Raw genomic sequence first — 26366 nt, forward strand, 5'->3', positions numbered from 1 at the left:
GGGACGGTCACTTGGAGACCGGTTCCAGAAGCTCGCGTCCACCCAGATACGGACGCAGCACCTCCGGCACACGCACCGAGCCGTCGGGCAGCTGGTGGTTCTCCAGGATCGCCACGATCGTGCGCGGTACGGCGCAGAGCGTGCCGTTCAGCGTGGCCAGCGGCTGGACCTTCTTCCCGTCGCGCATCCGGACGGAGAGCCGGCGTGCCTGGAAGCTGTCGCAGTTCGACGCGGAGGTCAGCTCGCGGTACTTCCCCTGGGTCGGGATCCATGCCTCGCAGTCGAACTTCCGCGAGGCCGACGCACCCAGGTCACCGGTGGCGACATCGATCACCTGGAACGGCAGCTCCAGGCCGGTGAGCCACTGCTTCTCCCAGTCCAGGAGCCTGAGGTGCTCGGCTTCGGCGTCCGCCGGGTCGACGTACGAGAACATCTCGACCTTGTCGAACTGGTGGACCCGGAAGATGCCCCGGGTGTCCTTGCCGTACGTGCCCGCCTCACGGCGGAAGCAGGGCGAGTAGCCGGCGTACCGCAGGGGCAGCTTGTCGGCGTCGACGATCTCGTCCATGTGGTACGCCGCGAGGGGAACCTCCGACGTACCGACCAGGTAGTAGTCGTCCTTCTCCAGGTGGTACACGTTTTCCGCGGCCTGGCCGAGGAAGCCCGTGCCCTCCATGGCGCGCGAGCGCACCAGGGCGGGGGTGATCATGGGGACGAAGCCGGCCTCGGTGGCCTGGGCGACGGCCGCGTTGACCAGGGCGAGCTCGAGCAGCGCGCCGACGCCGGTCAGGTAGTAGAAGCGCGATCCGGACACCTTGGCGCCGCGCTCCATGTCGATGGCGCCCAGCGTCTCGCCGAGCTCCAGGTGGTCCTTGGGCGCGAAGCCCTCGGCGCCGAAGTCACGGATCGTGCCGTGCGTCTCCAGGACGACGAAGTCCTCCTCGCCGCCGATCGGCACGTCCTCGTGGACGATGTTGCCGAGCAGCAGGAGCAGCCGCTTGGCCTCGGCGTCGGCCTCGTCCTGTGCGACGTCGGCAGCCTTGACCTCCGACTTCAGCTGATCGGCCTTCTTGAGGAGCTCGGTGCGCTCCTCGGGGCCGGCCTTGGGGATCAGCTTTCCGAGCGACTTCTGCTCGGAGCGGAGTTCGTCGAAGCGGATGCCGGACGACCTGCGCAGCTCGTCGGCGGAGAGCAGGGCGTCGACGAGCGCGACGTCCTCTCCACGGGCGCGCTGGGAGGCGCGAACACGGTCGGGGTCCTCACGGAGCAGGCGAAGGTCAATCACCCCTCAAGGCTACCGGTGCGGGGATCCACCGCTCGAACCGATATCGACGAGCGTGGCGCTTTGCCCGAATTGCCGGAATCAATAATCTGGGGAGAGTCGGGGGCATCGCACGGCCGGGGCGTCAATAAAAGGGACTCATTGCCTCGAAAAGGGAACAAGTGGCCCTGCTGCTTGACGCATCACCGGTGTCTGCGCGGGGAGTTGGGGCGCTGGCGCGGAGTGTTGTCCACAGGTTCCCGGTGATCCAATTAGTTATCCACAGGCTGTGAAGAAGATCTGTGGATGCCGGAAGAGATCGTTCCGAAAGCGGCATGACGGGGCAGGGATTCGCGACTCAAACCCCACCCGCGCACTCATTCGGGTGGGTATTCCCCGCCTCAATGAGTTGATCAACGGAATTGAGGCGACACGGGAGGGCTCCTGACCCCATGGGGGATCCAGGGGGCCTGGGGTGATTTGTCGACGATGGCGCACTGTGGTGTCGACTTGTCCCCAGGCGGAGAGGTGCCCCTGTGGATAACTTTGTGCGGAGTGAAGATCAGTGGATAGGGCCGGAGCTGCGGGTAGGGCCACCGGTAGCCGCGGCGGCCCTACCCAGTAGGCGTCAGATCCTTCCCCGTATGCGTCAGGCCCGGCCGTCCTGACTGCGGGCCAGCCAGTCGGATGCCTCGGTGAAGTCCCTGTCCGACGTCCCGACGCGCAAAGCGCTCACCTCTTCGGGCGTCACTCCCGCACGCGGATAGGACCCCAGGAACCGCACCTCCGGGCAGACCCGCTTCAGCCCCATCAGCGCCTCACCGACGCGCCGGTCCGCGATGTGCCCCTCGGCGTCCACGGCGAAGCAGTAGTTCCCGATGCCCTCCCCTGTGGGCCGGGACTGGATCAGCATCAGGTTGACCCCGCGGACCGTGAACTCCTGGAGCAGTTCGAGGAGAGCACCCGGTCGGTCGGCACGGAGCCAGATGACCACGGAGGTCTTGTCGGCTCCGGTGGGCGCGGAGGGTCTGGCCGGGCGTCCCACCAGCACGAAGCGCGTCTGGGCGTTCTCCGCGTCATGGATCTCCGTCACCAACGGTTCGAGACCGTAGGTCTCCGCGGCGAACTCGCCGGCGAAGGCGGCGTCGTAGCGCCCCTCCTGGACCAGCCGGGCTCCGTCGGCGTTCGAAGCCGCCGACTCCCACAGCGCGTTCGGCAGATGAGCCGACATCCAGTTGCGCACCTGAGGCTGAGCGGCCGGGTGGGCGGTGACGGTCTTGATGTCCGAGAGCTTCGTCCCGGGGCGCACCAGCAGGGCGAACGTGATGGAGAGCAGCACTTCCCGGTAGATCATCAGCGGAGCGCCCGTGGTCAGCTCGTCGAGGGTCGCGCTGATCCCGCCCTCCACGGAGTTCTCGATGGGGACGAGCGCTGCCGCGGCCTCCCCGCAACGCACCGCGTCCAGCGCGGCCGGCACCGAGACCATGGGGACGAGTTCGCGGGTGGCGGCTTCGGGGAGCGTACGGAGGGCCACCTCGGTGAAGGTGCCTTCGGGGCCGAGGTAGGCGTAGCGCGTGGCTGACATACGGTCACCCTAATGGGCCGACGGACGGGTCCGTGCGCCGTGCGCCGGGCGGCGGGAAGGCGTACGCCTCACGCCTCCAGCAGCCGCTGCCCCACGTACTCCCCGGACGCGGCACCTCCTGGTACGGCGAACAGCCCGCTCGCCTCGTGCCGGATGAACGGTGCGAGCGCGTCCCCGCGGTCGAGCTTGCGCTGGACCGGAATGAAGCCCTTGAACGGATCGGCCTGCCAGCAGATGAAGAGCAGACCGGCGTCCGGGGTGCCGTCGTCGGAGAGGCCGTCGTGATACGAGAACGGGCGGCGCAGCATCGCGGCGCCCCCGTTCTTCTCGGGCGCGGAGATCCGGGCATGGGCGTTGTCGGGGATCAGCAGCTTGCCGTCGGCGCCTGTTCTGTCCAGGTCCATCGCGGTGTCCTCCGAGCCGCCGCTGAGCGGGGCACCGTCCGCCTTGCGACGGCCGATGACCTGTTCCTGCCGCTTGACCGTGAGCTCCTCCCAGTCGTCCAGGAGCATCCTGATCCGTCGGACGACGGCGTACGAGCCGCCTGCCATCCAGGCGTCGGCCGACGAACCGCCGGACGGAACGAAGATCCGCTCCTCGAAGTCGCTCTCGGCGGGCCTCGGATTGTTGGTGCCGTCGACCTGGCCCATCAGATTGCGCGTGGTCATCGGACGAGCCGTGGCGCCCTGGGCGCGATTGAAGCCGTCCATCTGCCAGCGCACCCGGGCCGCCGAGCCGGCCTCCTTCTGCAGGGCGCGCAGCGCGTGGAAGGCGACGAGCGAGTCGTCGGCGCCGATCTGCACCCAGAGATCGCCCTCGGAGCGCCCGGCGTCGAGATGGTCGGAGGAGAAGGGCGGCAGCGGGTCCAGGGCGTCCGGCCGCCGGTCGGTCAGGCCGGTGCGGGTGAAGAAGGTCCGCCCGAATCCGAAGGTGACGGTCAGGGAGGACGGGCCGGCGTCCAGGGCCACCCCGGTGTCGTGCTCCCGTCCGCCGTCCGCCGGCTCCCCGGCCATCAGCCGCTTCGCCACGGCCGACCAGCGGCGCATCAGGGCGGCTGCCTCCTTGCGCCCTGTGCCGGCCTTCAGGTCGAAGGCGATCAGGTGCCCACGGGCCTGAAGCGGAGTGGTGATCCCCGCTTGATGTTTCCCGTGAAACATCGCCTCGGTCGAGCCGACCGTGGTCAGCGGCGTCGGCGCGTCCTCGCGCGTCGCTGCATAGCCCCCCGCGCCGCCCGCCGCGCCCAGGACGAGGCCTGCCGCCCCGGCCGCTCCCGCGCTGCCGATCAGCCGCCGGCGGGACACGATGCTCACGGGGGCGTGGTCGTCCTTCTTCTTGCTCACCCTGCTCAGCCGATCTTCACGTTCTTGGTGATGGTTGTCTGGTCGATGTCCGACGTGCGTACCGTCACGGCGACCTTCCAGTCACCCGCCATCGGGATCTGCACCCCGCTGGCCGTCCAGTGCCCTTCGGTGAGGCGGTCGGGGACGACCGGCAGCGGGCCGATGTCCTTGGACTCCAGGGTGAAGGCGAGCTTCACCTCGGGGACGTCCAGCGGGCCTTCGTCGGGGCCGTCCACCCAGAGGTGCACGCTGTTCGAACCGGTTCCGCCGGGCGCGATGTCCAGGCGTACCGTCCCCTTGCCGTTCTGGCCGCCGGTGTCGAAGGGCAGGCTGAGATTCACCTGCCCGCTGTTCACCGGCGCGGGCGCCGCAGCCGTGTTGCCGCGGCCGGACTCCTCCTCGGTGCGGCCGGGCTCGGTGGACGTCAGGATCGTCGTGACGATGAGCAGCACCACGGCGATGCCCGTCTCGACCATCACGGAACGCCGCAGCCCGGAGCGTGCCGGATCGGCGTCGCGGGCGCGCTTCTCCTTCGTCGCCGTCAGGGCGGCGCGCTGCCGGAGGAGCTGGGCGGCGCGCTCCGGAGCCGCCTCCTCCTCATCGGACGCGGCGGCCGGCTCCACGGTTGCCACCGGCGCGGCCGGCTCCACCGACTCCACCGCATCGGCGGGCGTGGACGCGGCGCGCTCGGTCAGCCGACCCGTCCACCGCCGCGATATCCACGCGATCCCGACGAGCAGGGCGACGAGCGCCACCTTGACGAGCAGCAGCTGCCCGTAGCGGGTCCCGGTCAGCGCGGACCACGAGCCGACCTGACGCCAGGACTGGTAGAGCCCGGTCGCGGCGAGGACGAGCACGCTGCCGAACGCCATGCGCGAGAAGCGGCGTACCGCAGCGCTCGTGATGTCCGGTGTCCGGTACAGGGCGACCAGCAGCGCGGTGAGCCCGCCGAACCAGGTGGCGACGGCGAGCAGGTGGAGCACGTCGACCGGCATGGCGATGCCGGGCTGGATCCCCGTCGAGGCGTGCTCGGCCAGGGCCCATGTACCGGCGATCCCGGCGGCGATGACCGCTCCGCCCGCCGCCAGTCCGAAGGTGAGGTCCTGCTTCTCCTTCTCGTCCTCGCGCTTGGCGTACGCACCGAAGAGGACGGCGATGAAGAGCGCGGAGGCGCCCAGGAGCAGCAGCCGGGAGACCAGCGCGGCCCCCGGTTTGGTGTCCAGGACGGACTGGAGGCCGTCGAGATCGAAGGCGTCCGCGAGCTTGCCGGAGCCGGTGTACGGACCGCGCAGGAGCAGCATGGCCAGGGTCGCGGCGGTGAGGGTGATCCAGCCGCGTACGACGAGGCGCTGCATCGGGCGTGCCCCCGCCCCGCGCTGCCAGCAGGCGAGCACGAAGGCCGATCCGCCCGCGAGGAGGATGAATCCGGCGTACGCGGCGTAGCGCGCGATGCCGTAGAGCGCACCCACGAGGCCGCCGCCGGCTTCGCTCGAGGGCAGCGCCACGCTGGTCTCCGAGGGAGCGCCGACGGAGAAGGTGAAGGCCCCCGAGACCGGATGACTGTCCGCGGACACGGCCTGCCAGGCCACGGTGTACGTGCCGTCCGGCAGACCGCTGTGGAGCTGGACGCCGTACCGTACGGCCCCACCGCTCGTCAGTTCGCGGGGAGCACCCTCGTCCGCCCGCTTCCCGCTCGGGTCGAGGACCCGGATCGAGTCGTCGCTGACGGCGATCTGCTCGGAGAAGGTGAGGGCGACCTCCTTGGGCGCGGTGGCGACCACCGCCCCGTCCTGCGGATCGCTCCCCGTGAGGGCGGCGTGCGCGGACGCGGGGCTCGCGCCTGCCAGCACCAGGCCGAACAGCAGGCTGATGAGCGTGGCGAGGAGCGCGACCGAGGTGAGCGGCCGTCGTGCCGGGGAGGGCCCGAAGTGCGGGGCGGTGGCTGTCATGGGGCGTCAGTACCTCACTGCTTCTTCGGGTTGTAGGTGGTCTCCTTCACGGGAATGTCGACCTTGATGGGGTCGGCCTTCTCGAAGTGCAGCTCCACGGAGACTTTTTCTCCCCGCTGCGGCTGCTGCTTCAGCTCCGTGAACATGATGTGGTTGCCGCCGCGTTCGAGATCGAGCTCGCCACCGGCGGGCACCTCGAACGACGTGACCATCCGCATCGTCCGGTTCTTCGTCTCGTGGATCGAGACATGGTCCGAGAGGGAACTCGTCACCGAGGTGAGCCGGTCGGTGGCGTCCCCGCTGTTCTTCACGAGGAGGAAACCGGCCGCCATGTCACTGACGGGCTGTGGCATGAACGCCCCGGTCACCTCGAGCCGCGGCACGCTGTCCGATGAACACGCCGACAGCGCGAGCCCGGTGGTGAGGGTCAGGGCGCCGGCGACGGCCGTACGGCGGTTCACGGCGTCTCCCCCTTGACGAGCTCGGGGAGATCCTCGGTGTAGTTCTCGGCCGTGGTGTCCTCGCTGTAGAGCACGTACCCCTTGTCCGTCTTCGGGGAGAACGCGATGACCTGCGAGCCGTGCATCGAGACGACCGTGCCGTCCTTCTCCTTCTTCGGCGGGTCGATGCCGATGCCGATCTGCCGTGCGCCCGCCTGGATGGTCGGGAAGTCGCCGGTGAGACCGGTGAAGTCTGGATCCTGGGCGTTGAGCCAGCTGCCCAGCGACGCCGGGGTGTCCCGCTCGGGGTCCGTCGTGACGAAGACGACCTGGAGCTTCTCCTGGTCGGCCTTGGGCAGTGCCCGCTTCGCGAGGGCGATGTTGCTCATGGTCAGCGGGCACACGTCGGGACAGTTGGTGTAGCCGAAGTAGATGAGGGTCGGCTTGCCCTTGGTCTTCTCACGCAGGTCGTACTTCTTGCCGTGCGTGTCGGTGAGGACGAGGTCGGGCTTGGTGAACGGCTGGTCGAGCACGGTCGCGGGCTTGGACTCGGTCCCGGCGGAGACGTCGGCGACGGCATTGTCCGCCGAGTCTCCGTCGCTGCCGCAGGCCGACAGGGTCAGTGCGGCCACGGCGGCGAACGCCGCGGCCAGCACCGTCTTCTTGCTGTGCATGGAGAGCTTGTTCCTGATCTGTGAAGTACGGGTGCTGATGGGCCGGCGGGATCAGGCGCTACGGCGACGGCCGGCGAGGACGCCGAAGGCGACCCCCGCGGCGCCGACGACGATGCCGACGATGCCCAGGACACGGGCCGTGCCGTCGGTGTCCGACGACGTGTCGTCCGATGCCGTCGTCGTTTCCTTCGTCTGCTCCGCCGCACCGCCCTTGTCATCCGCGGCGGCTGCGCCGTCGGCGTCGGCCGCCGGGGCGGTCAGTGTGAGGACGGGAGCCGGAGTCTCGGGCTCTTCGCCGCCCTCGGTGGGCTCCTCGATCCAGCGGACGACTTCCTTGTTGCTGTACGTCTGGAGGGCTTTGAAGACGAGCTGGTCGGTGTCCTCGGGGAGCTGCCCGACCGAGAGCGGGAACTGCTCGAAGAACCCGGGCTCGATCCCGTTGTCGTCCGCGGTCCAGGTGACCTTGGAGACCGCTTCGTCGATCTTCTTGCCGTGCACCTCGAGCGGCTCGGCCAGCTTGCTCTTGGTCACCTTGATCTTCCAGCCGGCCACCGGCTGCGGGCTGACGGACGCCAGCGGGTGGTCCGTCGGCAGGCTGACCTCGACCTTGACGGTGGAGGCGTTGTCGCGCTCGTTGGGGACCTTGAAGTTGACCGTGGCGTAGCCGCCCTTGGCGGCCTCGCCCTGCGGCTGCACGCTGACGTGCGCGGACGCGGTACCGGCGAGCAGCAGGACGGCGGACGCGGCGACGCCGCCGGTCAGGGCGATACGGGAAACGTTCATGACAGGGATCACTCCACAGGACAGGAGGAACGGTGGTCCGGCGCGCGGAGGCGCGACGGCATCACGACCGCCTCGTCCCGGGAATCCCGGCGGAGGGGGTCGCGTCAGGCTGCGCGTACGTATACGGGCGGCGGCCCGCGCCTGATCACCATGTGCTGCAAGGGGTCCCCGGCGGCCGGGGCGGGAGCGTCGACGGCGCTGCGGAGAGGACGCGGCCCTGTGGTGGGCCGGCCCGGAAGTCCCGCACGCAGTGCGCGTACGAGTGCCATCGCCGCGCGCAACGCGCGCAGCCTGGCCCCGGCCGCGAGCTGTCGGCCACCGTGCGCCGAGAGCCTGGCCAGCCGGAAGAGCGCGATCTCGCCGCGACGCAGCAGCCAGCCGGTGGCGAGTGCGGCGAGCAGATGCCCCAGGAACATGGGCAGGCTGGGCAGGCATCCCGTCAGCGTGGCCAGGAGCGTCGGATCCGCCGCGGATACGGCGTCCGACGCCGCTGCGGATGCCAGGTGGGTGGGCCCCTGGGCCACGGCGGCGGGGTCCAGGCCCGCGGTGGTCACGATGCGGTGGGCGTCCCCCGCGCTCAGCTGCGCCGGCCCGTCACCGCACACGAGACCGGCGGCGAAGTGGATCAGCGAGTCGTCCCCCGACCCCGCCACGGCGGCCGGTGTGTGCCGCCCGAGCCCGAAGAGGATGTGCAGGGCGAGCTGTCCGGCCGCGAGTGCCGCGGTGATCGAAAGGAGGGTCCGCTCACGTCCGGCGAGCGCCGCAGTGACGGCGAAGACTCCGGCCAGGCCGGCGAGCAGACTCCAGCCGGGCACTCCCACGCCTGCGGCGATGCCATGTCCGGCGGCGGCGAGCACGACGCAGACCGCGGTGAACACCGCGGTCCTCAAGAGCCGCATACCGGCTCCGGCGCGTGCGACAGGCATAGACATGGCCGGGTCATCATCCCACTGGACCCCCCGTCTCCGTACGGCAGGTCCGTAAGGTCGGCATCCGTCCCCATCAGGGAGTGATCAGGGGGTGTTGCACCTGTTCATGGAGGCTCCGGGGGCCGGGATCCGGGTCCCGCATACACCGGTGGACGGAATGTCCGCATCCGCCGAATGAGCGCTGTCACAGCCGATCCGTGCTTACGACGTGCTGATCGCGGCAATACGTATCCATATGTCGAGCCGCAGCCAGGAGGCTGGAGCATGAGCATGTGGTGGTCACTCCATCTGCGGCGCGAAGCTGCGAGCGTTCCGCTCGCCCGTCGTTTTCTGCTCGGCACGATGGAGACCGCGGGGGTGGACCCGGACGTCTCCTACGACCTTTCGGTCGCGCTCAGCGAAGCCTGTGCGAACGCCGTCGAGCACGGCGGTGGCCTGCGGGACGCGGGCGATGCCGGAGAACCGGGCCTCGCCACGGTCGGCGACGCGCCGGGCGGGCCCGCCTGCGGGGAGTACCGGGTCACCGCATATCTGGACGGCGAGATGTGCCGCATCGAAGTCGCCGACTCGGGGCCCGGTTTCCCCTCCCGGCGCGCGCTTCGCACCGCCGCGCAGCCGTCCGCCACTCGCCCGGCGGGCGACCCCTCGCATCCGCGTACCGTGGTGCACCCTCCGGGCACGGCCGAGAGCGGGCGCGGGCTCTGTCTGATCGAGGAGCTCGCCGATCATGTCCACTTCGGCAACCGGCCGGGGCGCGGCGCGGTGGTGAGCTTCGACAAGGTCCTGAAATGGCGGGAGGGCCCGCTGCTCATGGTGTCCTGAGCAGCGGGCCCCGGAGTCCTCCCGGCGCCTGCGGGGCCGTGTCAGCCCTTGAGCCCGGCCATCCACTCCTCGACCTCGGCCGAGCGGCGCGGCAGAGCGGCGGACAGGTTCCGGTTGCCGTGCTCGGTGACGAGGATGTCGTCCTCGATCCGGACGCCGATCCCGCGGTACTCCTCGGGCACGGTCAGGTCGTCGGCCTGGAAGTACAGACCGGGCTCGACCGTGAGGCAGACCCCGGGCTCCAGGGTGCCGTTGACGTACGACTCCGTGCGCGCCACGGCGCAGTCGTGGACGTCCATGCCGAGCATGTGTCCCGTGCCGTGCAGCGTCCAGCGGCGCTGGAGACCCAGTTCGAGGACCTTCTCCACGGTCAGGTCGCCGAGCAGGCCCCACTCGACCAGCTTCTCGGCGAGCACCCGCTGAGCGGCGTCGTGGAAGTCGCGGAAGGCGGCGCCGGGCTTCACGGCCGCGATGCCCGCCTCCTGGGCCTCGTACACGGCGTCGTAGATCTTCCGCTGCAGCGGTGAGAACGTGCCGTTGACGGGCAGCGTCCGGGTCACGTCCGCGGTGTAGAGCTCGGTGGTCTCCACGCCGGCGTCGAGCAGCAGGAGCTCCCCGGAGCGGACCGGGCCGTCGTTGCGGACCCAGTGCAGCGTGGTGGCGTGGGGGCCGGCCGCGCAGATCGAGCCGTAACCGATGTCGTTGCCGTCCACGCGGGCGCGCAGGAAGAAGGTGCCCTCGATGTAGCGCTCGCTCGTGGCCTCGGCCCTGTCGAGGACCTTGACGACGTCCTCGAAGCCGCGCGCCGTGGCGTCGCAGGCCTTCTGCAGCTCGGCGATCTCGAAGGCGTCCTTGACCAGACGGGCCTCCGAGAGGAAGACGCGCAGTTCTTCGTCGCGTTCCGCGGTGACCTTGTCGGTGAGTGCGGCTTCGATGCTCGCGTCGTGTCCGCGGACGTTACGCACCGGCCCTGTGGCCTCGGCCAGTGCGGCCGGGAGCTCACGGACGTCCTTGGCGGGTATGCCCAGCAGCTGCTCGGCCTCGGTGAGGGAGCTGCGGCGGCCGACCCAGAGCTCGCCCTGGCCGTCGAGCCAGAACTCGCCGTTCTCACGGTCGGAGCGGGGCAGGAGGTAGACCGTGGCCTTGTGCCCGCCCTCGGCCGGCTCGAGGACCAGGACGCCGTCCTGGGTCAGGTCGCCGGTGAGATAGGCGTATTCGGTGGACGCGCGGAAGGCGTACTCGGTGTCATTGGAGCGGGTCTTGAGATTGCCCGCGGGGATGACGAGCCGCTCTCCGGGGAAACGCGCGGAGAGCGCGGCTCGGCGCGCGGCGGTGTGCGAGGCCTGGGCGATCGGCTCCAGGCCGTGCAGCTCGGTGTCGGCCCAGCCGGACTTCATGTTCTCGGCGAGCTCATCGGAAATGCCCGGGTACAGGCCGTTCTTCCGCTGCTTGACCGGCTCTGCTTCTGCTTCTTCCGGGGTCTCCGGGGCGAGCTCCTCAGACACGTTTTGTCCTCCTTGTACGACACTGAACCCCCTCCATCGTACGGGCGTACGGAAGGGGGACCGGTGCCGGACGACCTCCTACGGTCCCACCCGCGTGGTTACGGGTCCGGGGGGCCGCGCCCTGTGGCTGTTCCGCGCTGCTCAGTCGAAGCGCGCGGCCAGCAGGGCGACGTCCTCGGCGCTGCCGTTTCGCTCCGCGGCGTCGGGCAGGACGGTCCGCAGGATGTGGTCCGCGACGGTTCCGGGGTCCTGGCGCAGGGTCTTCGGTACACCCGCCGCCGCGGAGTGCAGCCGTGCGAACGCCCGGTCCCTGGAGTCCCCGGTGCGGCGCAGCAGCCCGTCGGTGTAGAACAGGACCGTTTCGCCCGGCCTGGCCGTGAACCGCACGCTCGGCGCCTCCCAGCAGGAGAGCATGCCCAGCGGCGCGGACAGGGTGGTCTCCACGAATTCGGTGCGCCGTTCGCCGGTGACCAGGGGCGGGGTGTGCCCGGCGCCCGCGAGCACGATCGTGCGCAGGCCGGGCTCGCAGTACGCGTAGAGAGCGGTCGCGGCTGTGGCCGGTTCGGTCAGCCGCAGCAGCAGTTCGAGATCGGAGAGCACGGCGACAGGGTCCTCGCCCTCCATCACGGCATAGGCCCGCAGGCCGGCGCGGAGCCGGCCCGTGGCGGCCAGGGCGGCCGGCCCGGAGCCGCCGACCGAGCCGACGGCCAGGCCGAGGGTGTTGTCGGGGAGGGGCAGCGCGTCGTACCAGTCGCCACTGCCCCCCGGCCCTGCCCGGCGCCGTGCGGCCAGCCGTACTCCGGGAATCCGGGGCAGTCTGCTGGGCAGCAGCTCCTCGGCGACGACCGCGGCGTCCGCCCTGGCGCGTTCGAGTTCGAGCAGCCGGGCGAGGTGTTCGGCGGCGTAGCGGGCGTACACGCCGACGAGGTGGCACTGGCGTTCCAGCGGTTCGGCCGGTTCGTCGTACAGCCAGACGGCCGCGGCGAGCCGGCCGGCGGTCTCGGTGGCGAGGGGCAGCGCGTAGCTGGCGGCGTATCCGAGCCGGGCGGCGACCTCGCGGCAGCGGGGGTCGAGGCCGGTGTCACCGAGGATGTCGGGGCTGGCCAGTGGGCCGTCGGTATCCGGGAGACCGTCGAGGAAGCGGCCGTACGCGGTGGCGCTGCGCGGCAGCGTCTCGATGTGTCCCAGGTCCGAGTGGGCGAGCCCGAGACCGATCGTGCGGGACGGGCCGGCGCCGTCGGCGGGTTCGAGGACGAGGAGTCCCCGGCCCGCTCCCACGAGGGCTGCCCCGGCACCCAGGAGTTCGTGGAGGGCGCTGTCCAGGGTGCTGGTCCCGGCAAGTCGTTCGGTGAGTTCGTGCAGGGTGGTGAGGTCGGAGACCCAGCCGGCCAGCCGGTCCTGGATGAAGGCTCCCGGAGGGGCGGGCACGCCTTCCGTGGGTGCGGCAGTCTGCGTTGAAACAGGAACCATGGGATCGATTCCAGCCACTTTCGGAAGGTGGGGGCGCTCATGGCAGTCGGTTCTCCGACGGGTGCGTTCTGTCGAATAGCATCGCAAACCCCCATGTCGTTCTGCGCCGCTATCGGTGCAACCACATGTACACGCACCCACATGTACACGCACAACTGAGGTGATGTCCAGCATTGTCCTTACGGTATTTAAGGTGTCCGCGAGGCGGCGAACTTGGCTGAAAAATGCACCCCCGGGCGGCTATTTGCGATCGACTGGGTGCGCTCGACAGGGACGTCCTCGGGGTGAAATGCCGGAGGGAGCGTCATCCCGGTCGTGCGGGGTACGTAATCGTGGATGGCCAGGGGCAGTTGTGACGCCCTGGAACCCGACAGCGAGCCCGGGCGTCCTCATAGGTGACGGCCGCCCGCCCACCCCCCGAGTGGCGGGGTTGCACAAGGGACGGCACGCGCGATGCGCACGCCGACCGCGCGATGTTTTGACTGGACTCGGCTCGGCTCAACTCGGTTCGACTCGGCTCAGCTCCATTCTGTTCGGTTCCACTCTGCTCGGCTCGGCTCACGCGCGGCACCGACTCGACCGTCCGTGCCGCAGACCCGATGAGCAAGCACGCAAGCCAAGAGACGCACACGTGGTGTAACGAGCACGTGGTGCGATGTGGACCTCGGCGTTCAACGGAAAGGAACGAGCGCTCATGCGCGAGATCCTCGGAAGGCGACGCAGGCACCGGCCCCGGCGCAAGGGAAGTTCCGCCCAGCTCGACGCGGCGCTGACCTGTGCCACTGTCCGGAACTGGCCCGTGCTCCCCGGAGCAGGGCTGGCGGCGGGAGCCGTACGCGGCGAACGCGGTCGCGGCTGCGCCTGCCCCGACCCCGAGTGCGCCGTACCAGGCGCACACCCCTTCGACCCCGGTCTCCTCGCGGCGACCACCGACGCGCGCATGGTGCGCTGGTGGTGGACCAACCGGCCCACCGCGCCCGTGGTCCTGGCCACGGGTGGCCAGGCGCCCTGCGCGCTGAGCCTGCCGGCCGTCGCCGGCGCCCGGGCGCTGACCGCGCTCGACGGCATGGGGCTGCGGCTCGGCCCTGTCGTGGCGACCCCCACCAGATGGTCGCTGCTGGTCGCCCCGTACACCTTGGAGCGGCTCGGCGAACTGCTGCATGCCAAGGACTGGGTCCCCAGCTCCCTGCGGTTCCACGGGGAGGGCGGCTATCTCCTCCTGCCCCCGTCCGAGGTGGGCACGGGGCAGGTGCGCTGGGAGCGCGCGCCTGAGGCCGGGAACGCCGCGCCGTGGCTCCCGGATGTGGAGTCGGTCCTGGACGCGCTCGTCGAGGCGAGCAACAGCGCTCCGGACGGCGGCAGCCGGCTCGCGTACTGAGCGGTCGGCGGTGTGCCGACGCGGCGTGCACGGTGCATATGTAATTGCATGCTCATGAAAACGGGTGCTCGCGGCCATTCCGGCGTCTCTTTCGCGGATTGTGGAAACGCCGCGCGGTGACGCCGGTGTGAATGCTTCCTGTGTGTTTCCCGGTGCGGTGGGGTCATTCCCGGTGTCCGGCAGGTGCCCCGGGATTTCTGTCCGAAAGCGAACGCCCGGTCGAGCCGGTGCCCGGCGCCGCGCATCACGTCGTCGCGGCGGTGGTCCGGTTCTCCGAGCGGGAGTTGACGGGGCGTGAGCCTGCGGTGCGACCGCTGCACGAGGGCGGGAGGCAGGTGGGGGCCGGACGGGCGCCGCAGGTTGGGAGCTGCTGAGCGCTCCGGCGTGCGCCCCGGCCGTCAGGGCCCGGAAACGAGGACGTCCGGCCGCTGGCGACGGGGGATGCACCAGCGACCGGACTTCCAGAACCGTAACAAGAGATCTGCCGTTAGCAAATTCGATCTCGCCTATTCGGACAGCGATTTACCGACAGACGTGGGGAGTTGTGACGGGTGTCACCGCCGCGTCGCGGGTTTCGTCACTGTCAGCTGAGCGTCACTTGGCGATTGGTGAGCCCACCGCGTGCCCGGCGCTCGTCGGCCGTCAGCGGGGCGTCCGACGCGAGTGCCTCGGCGAGCCGCTCGGCGAAGCCTGCGGCGGGCTTCTCGCACTCCTCGGCCCCCATGGTGCTCGGCAGGTCCCAGACCGGGACCATGAGCCCATGGGCGCGGAACGAGCCCACCAGGCGGGTGTCTTCGCCGAGCGATGACGTGCCCGCCGCGTGCAGCCGGGCGAGTGCGTCGAGGAGCTGCTCCTCGGGGTGCGGCATGACCCAGCGCAGGTGGTTCTTCTCCGGCGTCTCGCACCAGTAGGCCGCGTCCACGCCGGAGAGCCGGGTCGTGGGGATGGCCGCCTCGTTGGCCCGCTCCAGGGATGCGGACACCTCCGCCGTGGCGTTCGAAGCGTCCGGGACCCAGAATTCGAACCCGGAATGCACGACCGGCTCGAACGCGGCGTCGGGGTCGAGGACGTCCTGCAGGCGGGGGCCGTCGGCGGGCACCCGGCGGGCGGCGACCGGCGCGCCGGGCTCGGCCTCCAGTGCGCGCTGCAGGGTGTCGGCGAGGTCCCGGCTGAGGTCGCCGGACGAGGTGTCGTTCTGCAGGGCGAGCAGGACGGAGCCGTCGTCGCGGCGCAGCGCCGGCCAGGCCATCGGCAGCACCGTCGCGAGCGACACGGACGGCACGCCTTCGGGAAGCCCGCCCTTCAGCGTCAGCTCGACGGTGGCGGCGGGGACCAACTCGCGCAGAGCGATCCAGTCGCACTCTCCGGAGATTCCCTCGAAGGGGCGCTGGACCAGCTCGGTCACGGCATGGGCGGCGGCGCGTCCGTGACACGCCTTGTAACGGCGGCCCGAACCGCACGGGCAGGGCTCACGGGCCCCTACGACCGGGATTTCACCGTCCTTGAGCTGCGGCTTCCCGGCCTTGGACTGAGGGCGCTTCTTGGCCATGGTGGGCGTTCTCCCGATTGCGACAGTGCGGTCTCGGGCGCGAGCCTAGCCGTCCCCGTCATCGCCGGGGGACACGTGTCGTGGCGCCCCCCTGCGGCCTGCTCGCCGCGCCGCGCTCCGTACGGCTCCCGGCTCGGCCTCGACCCGCTCTCCGCTCACCCTCGGCCCGCTCTCAGCCCGCGTCGTCGAAGGCGTCGAGAGCGTCGGCGAGCTCCAGTCCGTCGAGGGAGCCGAAGCCGCCCATGGTGCTCAGTCCGCTCAGCCCGGACCGCTCGCGGTGCGCGGACCTCGCGGGACCCGCCGTCGCGAAGCCGCTGCGGCCGTGGCCCGCGGAGACCAGGGCCCAGACGGTGACCTCGCCGACCGCGTCGTCCCGCACGCCCCACGCCTGGGCGAGGGCGCTGATGATGTTGAGCCCGCGCCCGCCACGCGCGGTGACCGACGGTGTGGCCGGGACCGGCCTGGTCGGCCCGCCGCCGTCCGTGACCTCGACGGTCAGGTCACCCCTTCTGTCCACGCGCCATGCGGCGCGGATGTCGCCGTCCCCCGTCTCCGGGTGCTGCCCCAGCGGCCTGCCGTGCCGGCAGGCGTTGCTGAGAAGCTCGGAAAGAATCAGTACGGCATCGTCGACCACGGTGTCCGAGACCCCGTTGCTGCGCAGCTGCTCGCGCATACGGTGCCGTGCCTGGCCCACGCCGGCAGGGCCATGGGGTACGGCCATGCTCGACGACGCGGGCACTTCCTGTGCCACCACAAACGCCACCCCCGAGACCTCCTTTGCCCCACGCCACGGATTGGATGCCCCCCTGGACTGCGCCGGAAACCGGCCAAAGCCCTGTCGGTGATGCACTCGTAACGATTGGTTGCGGAGTGAACGCGCCGGTGCACTACCTGTGACTGATGTTATGAACGGCCAAGTTGCGACAGGACCTGTTTCGGTCGGTTCGTGATGATTGCCTCCACTCCGAGGCGCGCGCAGAGCTCGACGTCCTCCGGCTCGTTCACGGTCCACACGTGCACCCGGTGCCCCGCCTGGTGCAGCCGCTCGATGTACCCGGGATGGCTGCGTACGATCCGCATCCCGGGACCGGCGATCCGGGCCCCCGCCGGGAGCCGGCCGTCCCGCAGCCTCGGGGTGACGAACTGCATCAGGAAGACGGTGGGCAGCGTCGGCGCGGCCGCCCGGACGCGGTACAGGGAGCGGGCGGAGAAGCTCATGACGCGCACCGGGGAAGGCCTGTCGGCCGGCGGAGTGTCCAGGCCGAACCGCTTGAGCAGGTGGAGCAGCCGCTCCTCGACCTGGCCGGCCCAGCGTGTGGGGTGTTTGGTCTCGATGGCGAGCTGGAGGGGCCTGCCGCCCGCCCGGACGTCGTGGGCCAGCTCGAGGAGCCGTTCCAGGGTGAGTACGGACGTCAGCTCGCCCGGCACCGGGTCCCAGTCGGGGGACTCCTCGTGGTCCTTCCAGGAACCGAAGTCGAGGGTGGCGAGATCAGCCAGCTCCAGGGCGGATACGGCGCCCCTGCCGTTCGACGTGCGGTTCACCCTGCGGTCGTGCACACAGACGAGCTGTCCGTCCGCCGTGAGGCGTACATCGCACTCCAGGGCGTCCGCCCCGTCCTCGATGGCCTTCAGATACGCGGCCAGGGTGTGCTCGGGGGCGTCGTCCGAGGCGCCGCGGTGTGCGACGACCTGGATGGGAGGCTGTTGCGATGGCAGGCGTGCGTGGGTCACCGCGTCATCGTGTCACCGAGACGGGCCGGGGGCTGACACCTTGTTGTGTAGGACCGTTTTGCCTGATGTAAAGATTGGTGTGCGGATGCACAGGTCCTGTTTACAGTGGCCTGACGTGCTGTGGGAAAAGCTGACCGCAGACACGTGCACAGCGGATCTCTTGCCGAATGCCGAGTGGAACCGAGGAGTAAAGAGCTGTGAGCACCGAGAACGAGGGCAACGAGGACAACGCGGTTCCGTCCGTACCGTCTGTTCCGTCCGCACCTCCCGTGCCGGCTGCCGCTCCTGAGGGCACCCCGCAGGACGGCCCGCCCGCACCTGAGGCCACGCCCGCCGCCGGTTCCGGGGACGCGCCGACGGCGCACATCCCGGCCGCGACGCGCCAGGAAGGCGCCGAGCCGCCCGCCGCGGGGCAGCCGGGGTACCCGTACGCGCCGCCGTCGCCGCAGCAGCCCCCGGCCGCCTCGGCCGGCTGGCCTCCGCCCCCTCCCGCCATCCCCTCGTACGCCGACGGCGGTAGCCCCCCGGCCTGGGGAGCCCCGGAGCACTCGGAGCACGAGCGCCCCCGTGGACGCCGCACAGGCGGCCTGATCGCCGCCGTGGCGGTGGCCGCACTGGTCGCGGGCGGCGTCGGCGGGGCTCTCGGCTACTGGGCCGCCGACAGCAACGACTCGGGCTCCTCCGGGTCGACCACGGTCGCCGCCTCCAACAGCCCCAAGGACTTCAAGCGAGAGGCGGGCACGGTCGCGGGCGTCGCGCAGAGCGCGCTGCCCAGCGTGGTCACCATCGACGCCCAGTCCGGCGGCGGCGAGGGCGGTACGGGCACCGGCTTCGTGTACGACAAGGAGGGCCACATCCTCACGAACAACCACGTGGTGGCCTCCGCGGCGGACAGCGGCCAGCTGACCGCGACGTTCTCGGACGGCAAGAAGTACGACGCCGAGGTGGTCGGCCGGGCCCAGGGCTACGACGTGGCCGTGCTGAAGCTGAAGAACGCCCCGGACGGACTGACCCCGCTGTCCCTGGGGGACTCCGACAAGGTCGCGGTGGGCGATTCCACCATCGCGATCGGCGCACCCTTCGGCCTCTCCAACACGGTCACCACGGGCATCATCAGCGCGAAGAACCGCCCGGTCGCCTCCGGTGACGGTTCCAGCAGTGCGAACTCGTACATGAGCGCCCTGCAGACCGACGCCTCCATCAACCCGGGCAACTCGGGTGGACCGCTCCTGGACGCGGGCGGCGCCGTCATCGGCATCAACTCGGCCATCCAGTCCACCAGCGGCGGCACCGGCCAGTCCCAGGCCGGATCCATCGGCCTCGGCTTCGCCATCCCGGTCAACCAGGCGAAGAACGTCGCCGAACAGCTGATCAAGACAGGGCAGCCCGTCTACCCGGTGATCGGCGCGACGGTGTCGATGGAGGAGAAGACCGGCGGCGCCGTCATCTCGGACAAGGGCACCGACGGCACCCCCGCCGTCACCCCGAACGGCCCTGCGGCCGAGGCGGGCCTGAAGGGCGGTGACGTGATCACCAAGTTCAACGACACGGCGGTCGAGAGCGGCCCCACGCTGATCGGCGAGATCTGGACCCACAAGGCGGGCGACAAGGTCACGCTCACCTACAAGCGGGACGGCAGGACGGCGACGGCCGAACTCACCCTGGGCGAGCGCAAGGGCGACAGCTGACCGGTCAGGCAGTCGTGGGTTGCCCGAGCGGCCTGAGGGAACGGTTCTGAAAACCGCGACCGCTCCGGGCCGGACCTCCCGGGCAGGGCCACAGCGTCCTGGCGGCTGAGAGAGCTGCATGTGACTCGCGCCGGCTTCACACGCGTCGTTCGATACCAGTCCCTCCCCTCGTGGGGACCGGTACCGAACAACGCGTGTGAAGCCGGCGCGCGCTGTGTTCGGCGCTCATCAGAAGAGGGCGGACTCGCGGTCGATGCGACAGCAGCCCGGGTGGGGCGGGTTCCCCGGTCTTTCGAGCCCCTTGCGGAGACCCCCGTCACCGTTTCGTGGCTACGGCGGAATTCAGCGGAGAACATGCGGCAGCATGAGGGTCTCTGCGAGTGGGTGGCGGCACCTTCCGGGCGATGTCCGGTCGATGCGCTACTGCCTCGTGATCCTCTCAGCCATGACTCTCGCCCAGGATGTTCCGGGGTTCCGGTCTGCAATTATCCGCAGGTCAGACAGATAAGCTGAGTTTTCCGGTCCGGATGTCCAGGCGCAGGGAAGTAAGGAGTAGGGACCTTGAGGTCCGACTCAGGGGCACGTACAGCGTTGGCGGAACGCCTTGCGCTGCTGTACAAGGAGGCCGGCAACCCTCCCCTCAAGAGCGTGTCCGAGGCGGTCGTCCGGCTTCAGCGGGTCGACGAACGAGGACGCCCGGTGCGGGTATCCGCTCAGCGGATCAGCGACTGGCGGAGGGCCAAGAACGTCCCTGCCCAGTTCGTCGCCCTCGCCGCGGTCCTGCAGGTCCTGGTCCCCCAAGCGCGGCGCTCGCGAACGGTGCCGGTGTCCACAGGCCTGTACGACCTGGCCCAGTGGCAGCGCCTGTGGGAGCTCGCGGTGGAGGACCCGGCCGGCGATCGCCCCGCAGCAGCCGTGGAGGAGGAACGATCCCCGGCCGAAGCCCTGGCCGTCCCAGGTGGCGTGTGCCCCTACCGAGGACTGGCTCCGTACCGGCAGCAGGACGCCCAGTGGTTCTTCGGCCGGGAGCGGAGCAAGGAGGCCCTCGTCGCCCAGCTCCTGGCAGCGGAGGACACGGGCGGCCTGGTCATGCTCGTGGGCGCCTCGGGGGCAGGGAAGTCCTCTCTCCTGAACGCGGGCCTGGTGCCCACGTTGCAGAACGGCGAACCGGGCGACGAAGGCATCCAGGCGCGGCAGGTGCTCCAGCTGTTCCCGGGAAACGATCCCCTCGCGGAGCTGACTCGCCGAATACCTGAGCTTGCCCGCGTTCTCTCCGCCGCCGAGGAACCCGGTACACCCCGATTCGCGCGCCTGGCGAGGGACGCCGTCTCGGCGTGGGCACACCGTGATTCCTCCCCCCACCATGCCCGGCCTGTCCTCGTCGTGGATCAGTTCGAGGAGACGTTCACCCTCTGCTCCGACGAGGAGGACCGGCGCGCCTTCGTCCATCTCCTCCACGCCGCGTGCACGCCCGCCGAAGCGGATGACTCGGCTCCCGCACTCGTGGTCCTCGGCATACGCGCCGACTTCTACGAGCAATGCCTGGGCTATCCCGAACTGGCTGACGCTCTGCAACACCGGCACATGGTGCTCGGGCCGCTGACCACCGCGGAATTGCGCGCAGCGGTAACAGGCCCGGCGAAGGCGGTGGGTCTGGCACTCGAACCGGGGCTGACGGAGCTGATCGTCCGGGATGTGAGCGCTGACAGTCCCCGTGGCACGCACGCGGGGGTGCTGCCGCTTCTCTCCCACGCCTTGCTCGCCACGTGGCAGCGACGGAATGCGGGAAGACTCACGCTGGCCGGTTACGGCGCGGCGGGCGGAATCCAAGGAGCGGTGGCGGCGACCGCCGAGCGGGCCTGGTCCGGCCTCGGGCCCGCAGCACGCACGGCCGCGAGGCTGCTCCTTCTCAGGCTGGTCCGCTTGAGCGAAGACACCCAGGCGACCCGTAGGCGGGAGACACGGCGCCAGCTGGCAGAAGAGTCGACGGACCCCGACAAGACGGAGGAGTCGATCGAGGCGCTGGTGCACGCCCGATTGGTGACGCTCGACGCGGAGAACGTGGAGATCACCCATGAGGCACTGCTCCACGCCTGGCCGCGCCTGCGTGACTGGATAGACGAGGACCGGAACGGCAATCTGCTGCGCCAGCAGGTGGAGGAGGACGGTCGCGCCTGGGAGAGCGCGAACCGCGACACGTCACTGCTCTACCGGGGTTCCCGTCTTGAACAGGCCGGCAGCTGGGAGCGATCCGGCGGTGAGGGATTTCTGACCCGGAGCGCGGTGGACTTCCTGGCTGCTTCGGCCAGGCTGCGCAGGCGCACACTCTGGATCAGCCGTGGTGCGGTGTCGGCTCTGGTCGTTCTGGCGATCCTGGCTGCCAGTTCGGCGGTGCTGGCGTGGCAGGAGCGGGACGACGCCGTGTTCGAGCAGGTGGTCGCCGAAGCCGATCGCGTCCAGGAGTCGGATCCGTCACTGTCGGCCCAGCTCAGCATGGTGGCACACCGTCTGCGGCCGGACGACGAGGGCACGAACAATCGGCTGATCTCCATAGTGAACGCGCCGCTGGCCACGCCGCTTGTCGGTCACTCCGGTGCCGTCTACCTCACCTCGTTCAGCCCCGACGGACGGACTCTGGCCACCGCCAGCTACGACCGGACCGTTCGGCTGTGGGACGTGACGGACCCGACTCGTCCCGAACAACTGGGCAAGCCCCTCAAGGGCCATGAGAGCTGGGTGAGCAGCGCGGTGTTCAGCCCGGACGGCAACACCCTCGCCAGCACTTCGGACGACGGCACGATTCGGCTGTGGAACGTACGGGATCCCAGCCGCCCGAAGCCGCTCGGTTCACCGATGGCCGGGCGTGGCGGCACGGCCTACCTCCTCGCGTTCAGCCCTGACGGGCACACCCTGGTCTCCGCGCATGAAGATCACACCGTGCGGCTCTGGGATGTGGACGACCCGGGACGGCCGAAAGCGATCGAGACCCTGACCGGCCACACGGCCGCCGTGCGCTCCGTGGCCTTCAGCCCTGACGGGCGGACGCTGGCAGCCGGCGGCGACGACGGCACGATCAGGCTGTGGAACGTGAATGATCCGCGTCATCCGGAATCGATCGGCTCGGCGCTGACCGGCCACAAGGGCACCGTGCACTCGGTGGCCTTCAGCCCCGACGGCCGTACCCTCGCCACCGGCGGCGCGGACCATGCCGTCCGGCTGTGGAACGTGACCGACACACGCCATGCCACCACTCTCGGCGAGCCCCTCACCGGTCACACCGGCCCCATATGGTCAGTGGCCTTCAGCCCCGACGGAAGCATGCTCGCGGTCGGCAGTGCGGACAGTACGGCGAGTCTGTGGAACGTCATCAATCCGGCATACCCCTCACAGGTGGGCGAGCGTCTCACGGGCAGCAGCGGCGAGATGTACGCCGTCGGCTTCAGTCCTGATGGCCGAACTCTTGCCACCGGGAGCGGCGACAACAAGGTCCGCCTGTGGTCGATACCGACGGCGGACATGACCGGCCGCATCGGAGCGTTCCGCCCTGACGGACGAGTGCTCGCCACGGCCGCGCGGGACGGCAAGGTCCGGCTGTGGACCGTGGCGTCTCCCACCCGTCCCGAGTTGGTGAGCAAACCGTTCATGCCCGGCGATGGCGACGTGCGTTCGCTGGCGTTCTCCCCCGACGGGCACACGCTTGCGGTGCTGACCGGAAACCGCGCGGTGCACTTGTGGAATGTCGCGGACCCGACCCAGCCTGTCGCCTACGGGTCACCCGTCATGCTGGAGACGCGATTCACGGGCCCCGACGCGCTGGCGTTCAGTCCGGACGGGCGCACTCTGGCAACCGCCCTCGACGACCGCACCATACAGCTGTGGGACGTTGTCGACCCGTCCGGTCCGCGCCCGGTCGGTGCGCCGCTCACAGGCCCCAAGGGTTACATCAACAGCCTTGTCTTCAGCCCCGATGGGCGCACTCTCGCCAGTGGCAGCGCCGACGCCACCGTCCGGCTCTGGGACGTGAGCGACTCACACCACGCCGTTCCGCTCGGAGCACCTCTTCGTGGGCATCTGGGGCCCGTCAACGTGGTCGCCTACAGTCCGGACGGCCGCACATTGGCCAGCGGCAGCGACGACGGCACGGTCAGGCTCTGGAACGTCACCGAACCTCTCGACGGAGCCCGGCTGGGCTCCGTCCTCACGGGTCACACCCAAGCGGTCGTGTCGCTGACGTTCAGCGGGAACGGTCGCACCCTGGCGAGCGGCGGCAACGACGACACGGTCCGGATCTGGAACGTCACGCACCCGTCCAGAGCGACTCCTGTCGGCCAATCGATGAGCCCGAATGCCAGGACCGGAAATTTCCTGTCGTTCAACCGAAGCAGCCAGATGCTGGGGGTGTCGAGTGGTGCCGATACGGTCCGGCTGTGGAACCTGAACGTCGACAAGGCGATCAGCCGCATTTGCTCGGGCACCCGTGGTGTCCTGACGCCGGAAAAATGGCACGAGTACCTTCCTCGCCTCTCGTACAAGCCCCCGTGCGATCAGTGACGGAGAGACCAGGGGCGACGCCGACCGCATGCGTGACCCAGATCACAACTCAGCGCGCTCGCGGGGTAGTTCTCTCGCCGGACGAACGGTCTTGCTACTGTTGACGGCAGCCCGACCGCTGGTGCATCCCCCGTCTCCAGCGGTCGGGCGCATTCATGCCTTGCGCCCCGGTGGCAGTCGGTGGAGCCCCTTACAGACACAGGGACTTGTAGGTTTCGATGTCTGTGTCCCACTGGTCCGACGCGTCGCTGAAGGCGTCTTGGTAGCTTTCGAGCTGTGTGGAATCCCCGCGCTCGGCAGCGGAGTTTGCTCCTGCCGCACTGTCGCTCATGGACCTGGTGTCGTTGGCGAGGGCACGGATCGTGGAGGTCACCTCAGAGTCCTCCGCCGTGTCCGCGGCGGAGTCGAGGTTCGAAGCAAGTGAACTCAATGAGGCGGACGAGGCTTCGTCGAAGGTGTCATTGTTCGAGGAGATCGCCTGGTTTGCCTGTTCGCAGCCAGGGTCGGTCGTGTCCTCCTCGGCGGGCTCCGTGTCCTCCTCCGTGGACCCCGTGTCGGCCTCGGCGTCGGCAGCAGAGTCCGTAGGCGGTGTGTAGCTGGGAGCCGAGTGGCCTGGCGATCCGGACGGTGTGCCGTCGGACTTGACCCAGTCGATCACCTTTTGCGGTCCGATGAGCACGACCGCGGCCACGATGAGGATGACGACCAGACAGCCGAGCCTGCCGAGTGCGGAATCGTCCTTTTCCGGAGGGGGCGCCGTGTCGCCGGTGGGCGCCTTCTCGCCGGTGGACTTGTGGGGGGTGTCCTCTTCCTCTTCCCCCTTCGCCTCACGGGGTTCCACTTCGGTGTAACTGGCTGTCCCGTATCCGGCAAGGGATTTCGTCACGGAGTGAGGCAGCCAAAGTCCGGCGAGGCCCGCCGGCTCGCCCTGGAGCTGACGACGCGCGTACTCCATGACCTCGGAGACGGACGGCCGCTCCACCGGCCCCTTGGCGAGGCACCGCTCGACGAGAGTGCGTAACTCGGCGTCACAACTGCTCAGTTCCGGCGGCTCATTGATGATCCGGAAGAACATGGCCTCCGGATTTCCCTCGCCGAAAGCGGTCCGTCCCGTCGCGGCGAACACCGCGAGGTTACCGAGGGCGAACACATCCGTGGCAGAGCTCGCGGAATGGCCGCGGATCTGCTCGGGAGCCATGAACGCGGGTGTGCCGACGCGCACATGCGTACTGGTGAGGGCGGTGGCGTCGGCAGCGTGCGCGATACCGAAGTCGATTACGCGCGGACCGTCCTCAGCCAGCAGGATGTTGGCAGGCTTGAGGTCGCGGTGGATCAGATTGCAGGCGTGAATCGCGGTGAGTCCTTCAGCGACGCCCGCAAGGAGGCGGAACACCGTGGTCAGCGGGAGCGGGCCGTGCTCGACGACGGCTTGGTGCAGGGAGGGTCCGGGCACATATGCCGTGGCCAGCCAGGGCAACGCCGCCTCGCTGTCGGCGTCCACTACGGGCGCGGTGTAGAGGCCCTGGACGCGCTGCGCCGCGTCGATCTCCTTACGGAAGCGGCGCCGGAACTCGTCGTCCTCGGCATAGTCGGGGCGCACCACTTTGAGGGCGAGGGCCCTCCCGCCCGGGGTGAAGGCCAGATAGACACGCCCCATGCCGCCGGCCCCGAGTCGCGCGCGCAAGTCGTATCCGCCCACGCTCCTCGGGTCGTCGTCGGTGAGTGGTTTGAACCGATCGGTCATGCGTGCACCCCCGTGATGGCGACGACCTGATCGCACGTCGAGTATGCGAGCTGTCCCGTGACCACCGGTCGTAAACCCGAACGCTGTGAGCAGCCTTGCCTGTCCCGAGCTCATCAAGACCTCTTGAGGAGTCGTAGGGTGAGGCCGTTGGTTCGACAGGACGGTGAGCACCACATGGCAGTCGCATACGAGCGGATCGCGGACGAGCTCAGGCAATCCATTCGTGCGGGTGAACTGAGTCCCGGAGACCGTCTGCCGGCGGAGTCGAAGCTGGCCGAGCAGTACAGGCGGAGTGTCCCGACGATCAGAGACGCACTTCGCCTGCTCCGGGACGAAGGGTTGATCGAGAAGCAGCACGGCCGCGGCAACTTCGTCCGGCAGTCCCGCACCACCGTGTCGCGCTCCGACGTCCGCCACCAGTGGGAGAAGGACCGGGCGCGCGAGCCGAAGCCTGTGCGGCTGAAGACCGGCACGACGGAGCAGGACACCGGGCTTCAGATGAACGATCTCGACTTCCGAGCGTCCTACCGCGAGATCAAGGCGGACGAACGCCTGTCGGGGATCTTCGATGTCGCTGAAGGTACGACCATCCTGGAGCGGGAGTATCGGACGCGGTACACCGTCGAGACGGCACCGTTCAGCCTTGTGACCTCGTACATCGTCCGGGACTTGATCGCTGGGAACCCGGACCTCCTGGACGACGGCAACGAGCCCTGGCCAGGCGGCACGCAGAACCAGCTCTTCACGGTCGGCATCGAGCTCGACCGCATGGAGGAGCACGTGACGGCTCGGCCTCCCACGCCGGAAGAGGCGGAGGAGCTGGAGCTCCCTCCGGGAACATCCGTCCTGGTCCTCAAGAAGACATCGTTCGACACCAACGGCCGCGTCGTGGAGATGTCCGACGTCACGCTGCCCGGCGACCGCACGGAAATGCTCTTCACCACTCCTCTGGAAAGGTGGTGAGTGC

The 26366-nt window shown here is 69.7% G+C and carries 19 protein-coding genes; 5 read left to right on the forward strand and 14 right to left on the reverse strand.

All coding sequences use genetic code 11. The annotated features are described in order from the left end of the window. Nucleotides 1-7 precede the first annotated feature (7 nt). The 8 genes from serS to AB0C75_RS02930 all read right to left on the reverse strand — a co-directional run bounded on the left by serS (nt 8) and on the right by AB0C75_RS02930 (nt 8964). Entirely contained in the window at nt 8-1285 is a 1278-nt protein-coding gene (gene serS / locus AB0C75_RS02895; protein WP_362886422.1) for a serine--tRNA ligase, read from the reverse strand. Nucleotides 1286-1910: 625 nt separating this feature from the next. Beyond that, nucleotides 1911-2846, reverse strand: coding sequence for a prephenate dehydratase (pheA, locus tag AB0C75_RS02900; protein ID WP_362886424.1), 936 nt, complete (start codon nt 2844-2846; stop codon nt 1911-1913). Between the two features lie 68 nt (nt 2847-2914). After that, nucleotides 2915-4186 carry an iron uptake transporter deferrochelatase/peroxidase subunit gene (gene efeB, locus AB0C75_RS02905; RefSeq protein ID WP_362886426.1) on the reverse strand — a complete coding sequence of 424 codons (1272 nt, stop codon included), beginning with the start codon at nt 4184-4186 and terminating at the stop codon, nt 2915-2917. A 5-nt stretch (nt 4187-4191) separates the two neighbouring features. Continuing rightward, complete coding sequence (locus AB0C75_RS02910; RefSeq protein ID WP_362886428.1) at nt 4192-6135, reverse strand: copper resistance protein CopC; 1944 nt, start codon at nt 6133-6135, stop codon at nt 4192-4194. Between the two features lie 14 nt (nt 6136-6149). Beyond that, entirely contained in the window at nt 6150-6596 is a 447-nt protein-coding gene (locus AB0C75_RS02915) for a copper chaperone PCu(A)C (protein ID WP_362886430.1), read from the reverse strand. After that, nucleotides 6593-7249 carry an SCO family protein gene (locus AB0C75_RS02920; RefSeq protein WP_362886432.1) on the reverse strand — a complete coding sequence of 219 codons (657 nt, stop codon included), beginning with the start codon at nt 7247-7249 and terminating at the stop codon, nt 6593-6595. Before AB0C75_RS02920 ends, AB0C75_RS02915 begins: the two co-directional genes overlap by 4 nt. Before the next feature lie 51 nt (nt 7250-7300). Continuing rightward, nucleotides 7301-8032 (reverse strand): YcnI family protein, encoded by a 732-nt coding sequence (locus tag AB0C75_RS02925; RefSeq protein WP_362886434.1) that lies wholly within the window; start codon nt 8030-8032, stop codon nt 7301-7303. Nucleotides 8033-8136: 104 nt separating this feature from the next. Continuing rightward, nucleotides 8137-8964 (reverse strand): hypothetical protein, encoded by an 828-nt coding sequence (locus AB0C75_RS02930; RefSeq protein ID WP_362886435.1) that lies wholly within the window; start codon nt 8962-8964, stop codon nt 8137-8139. Between the two features lie 261 nt (nt 8965-9225). On the opposite strand from AB0C75_RS02930, the gene AB0C75_RS02935 reads away from it, so the two are divergent. Further along, on the forward strand, nt 9226-9783 hold the full coding sequence (locus AB0C75_RS02935; RefSeq protein ID WP_362886437.1) for an ATP-binding protein: 558 nt from the start codon (nt 9226-9228) through the stop codon (nt 9781-9783). A gap of 41 nt (nt 9784-9824) precedes the next feature. On the opposite strand, the gene AB0C75_RS02940 is transcribed toward AB0C75_RS02935, so the two are convergent. Continuing rightward, nucleotides 9825-11288, reverse strand: a complete 1464-nt coding sequence (locus AB0C75_RS02940) for an aminopeptidase P family protein (protein WP_362886439.1) — start codon at nt 11286-11288, stop codon at nt 9825-9827. A 141-nt stretch (nt 11289-11429) separates the two neighbouring features. After that, nucleotides 11430-12758 carry a PP2C family protein-serine/threonine phosphatase gene (locus AB0C75_RS02945; protein WP_362886441.1) on the reverse strand — a complete coding sequence of 443 codons (1329 nt, stop codon included), beginning with the start codon at nt 12756-12758 and terminating at the stop codon, nt 11430-11432. Nucleotides 12759-13452: 694 nt separating this feature from the next. Between AB0C75_RS02945 and AB0C75_RS02950 the strand changes: the two genes are divergently transcribed. Next, complete coding sequence (locus tag AB0C75_RS02950; protein ID WP_362886443.1) at nt 13453-14136, forward strand: bifunctional DNA primase/polymerase; 684 nt, start codon at nt 13453-13455, stop codon at nt 14134-14136. Nucleotides 14137-14719: 583 nt separating this feature from the next. On the opposite strand, the gene AB0C75_RS02955 is transcribed toward AB0C75_RS02950, so the two are convergent. The 3 genes from AB0C75_RS02955 to AB0C75_RS02965 all read right to left on the reverse strand — a co-directional run bounded on the left by AB0C75_RS02955 (nt 14720) and on the right by AB0C75_RS02965 (nt 17416). Further along, nucleotides 14720-15685, reverse strand: a complete 966-nt coding sequence (locus AB0C75_RS02955) for a DUF5926 family protein (protein ID WP_362886445.1) — start codon at nt 15683-15685, stop codon at nt 14720-14722. 172 nt (nt 15686-15857) lie between these two features. Further along, complete coding sequence (locus AB0C75_RS02960) at nt 15858-16448, reverse strand: ATP-binding protein (RefSeq protein WP_362886447.1); 591 nt, start codon at nt 16446-16448, stop codon at nt 15858-15860. Between the two features lie 140 nt (nt 16449-16588). After that, complete coding sequence (locus AB0C75_RS02965) at nt 16589-17416, reverse strand: glycerophosphodiester phosphodiesterase (RefSeq protein ID WP_362886449.1); 828 nt, start codon at nt 17414-17416, stop codon at nt 16589-16591. A gap of 197 nt (nt 17417-17613) precedes the next feature. Here AB0C75_RS02965 and AB0C75_RS02970 point away from each other — a divergent pair, with 197 nt between their 5' ends. Both AB0C75_RS02970 and AB0C75_RS02975 read left to right on the forward strand, forming a co-directional pair. Next, nucleotides 17614-19104 carry a trypsin-like peptidase domain-containing protein gene (locus AB0C75_RS02970; RefSeq protein WP_362886451.1) on the forward strand — a complete coding sequence of 497 codons (1491 nt, stop codon included), beginning with the start codon at nt 17614-17616 and terminating at the stop codon, nt 19102-19104. Nucleotides 19105-19665: 561 nt separating this feature from the next. Beyond that, complete coding sequence (locus tag AB0C75_RS02975; protein ID WP_362886453.1) at nt 19666-23655, forward strand: hypothetical protein; 3990 nt, start codon at nt 19666-19668, stop codon at nt 23653-23655. A 190-nt stretch (nt 23656-23845) separates the two neighbouring features. Here the strand turns inward: AB0C75_RS02975 and AB0C75_RS02980 are convergent, their stop codons facing one another. Further along, complete coding sequence (locus AB0C75_RS02980; protein ID WP_362886455.1) at nt 23846-25399, reverse strand: serine/threonine-protein kinase; 1554 nt, start codon at nt 25397-25399, stop codon at nt 23846-23848. 174 nt (nt 25400-25573) lie between these two features. On the opposite strand from AB0C75_RS02980, the gene AB0C75_RS02985 reads away from it, so the two are divergent. After that, the gene (locus AB0C75_RS02985; RefSeq protein WP_362886457.1) at nt 25574-26362 is read left to right on the forward strand and encodes a GntR family transcriptional regulator; all 789 of its coding nucleotides are present in this window, start codon (nt 25574-25576) and stop codon (nt 26360-26362) included. Nucleotides 26363-26366 lie beyond the last annotated feature (4 nt).

Origin of the sequence: Streptomyces sp. NPDC048565, assembly GCF_040650935.1 — a bacterium.
In the GTDB taxonomy this organism is placed as follows: Bacteria; Actinomycetota; Actinomycetes; order Streptomycetales; family Streptomycetaceae; genus Streptomyces.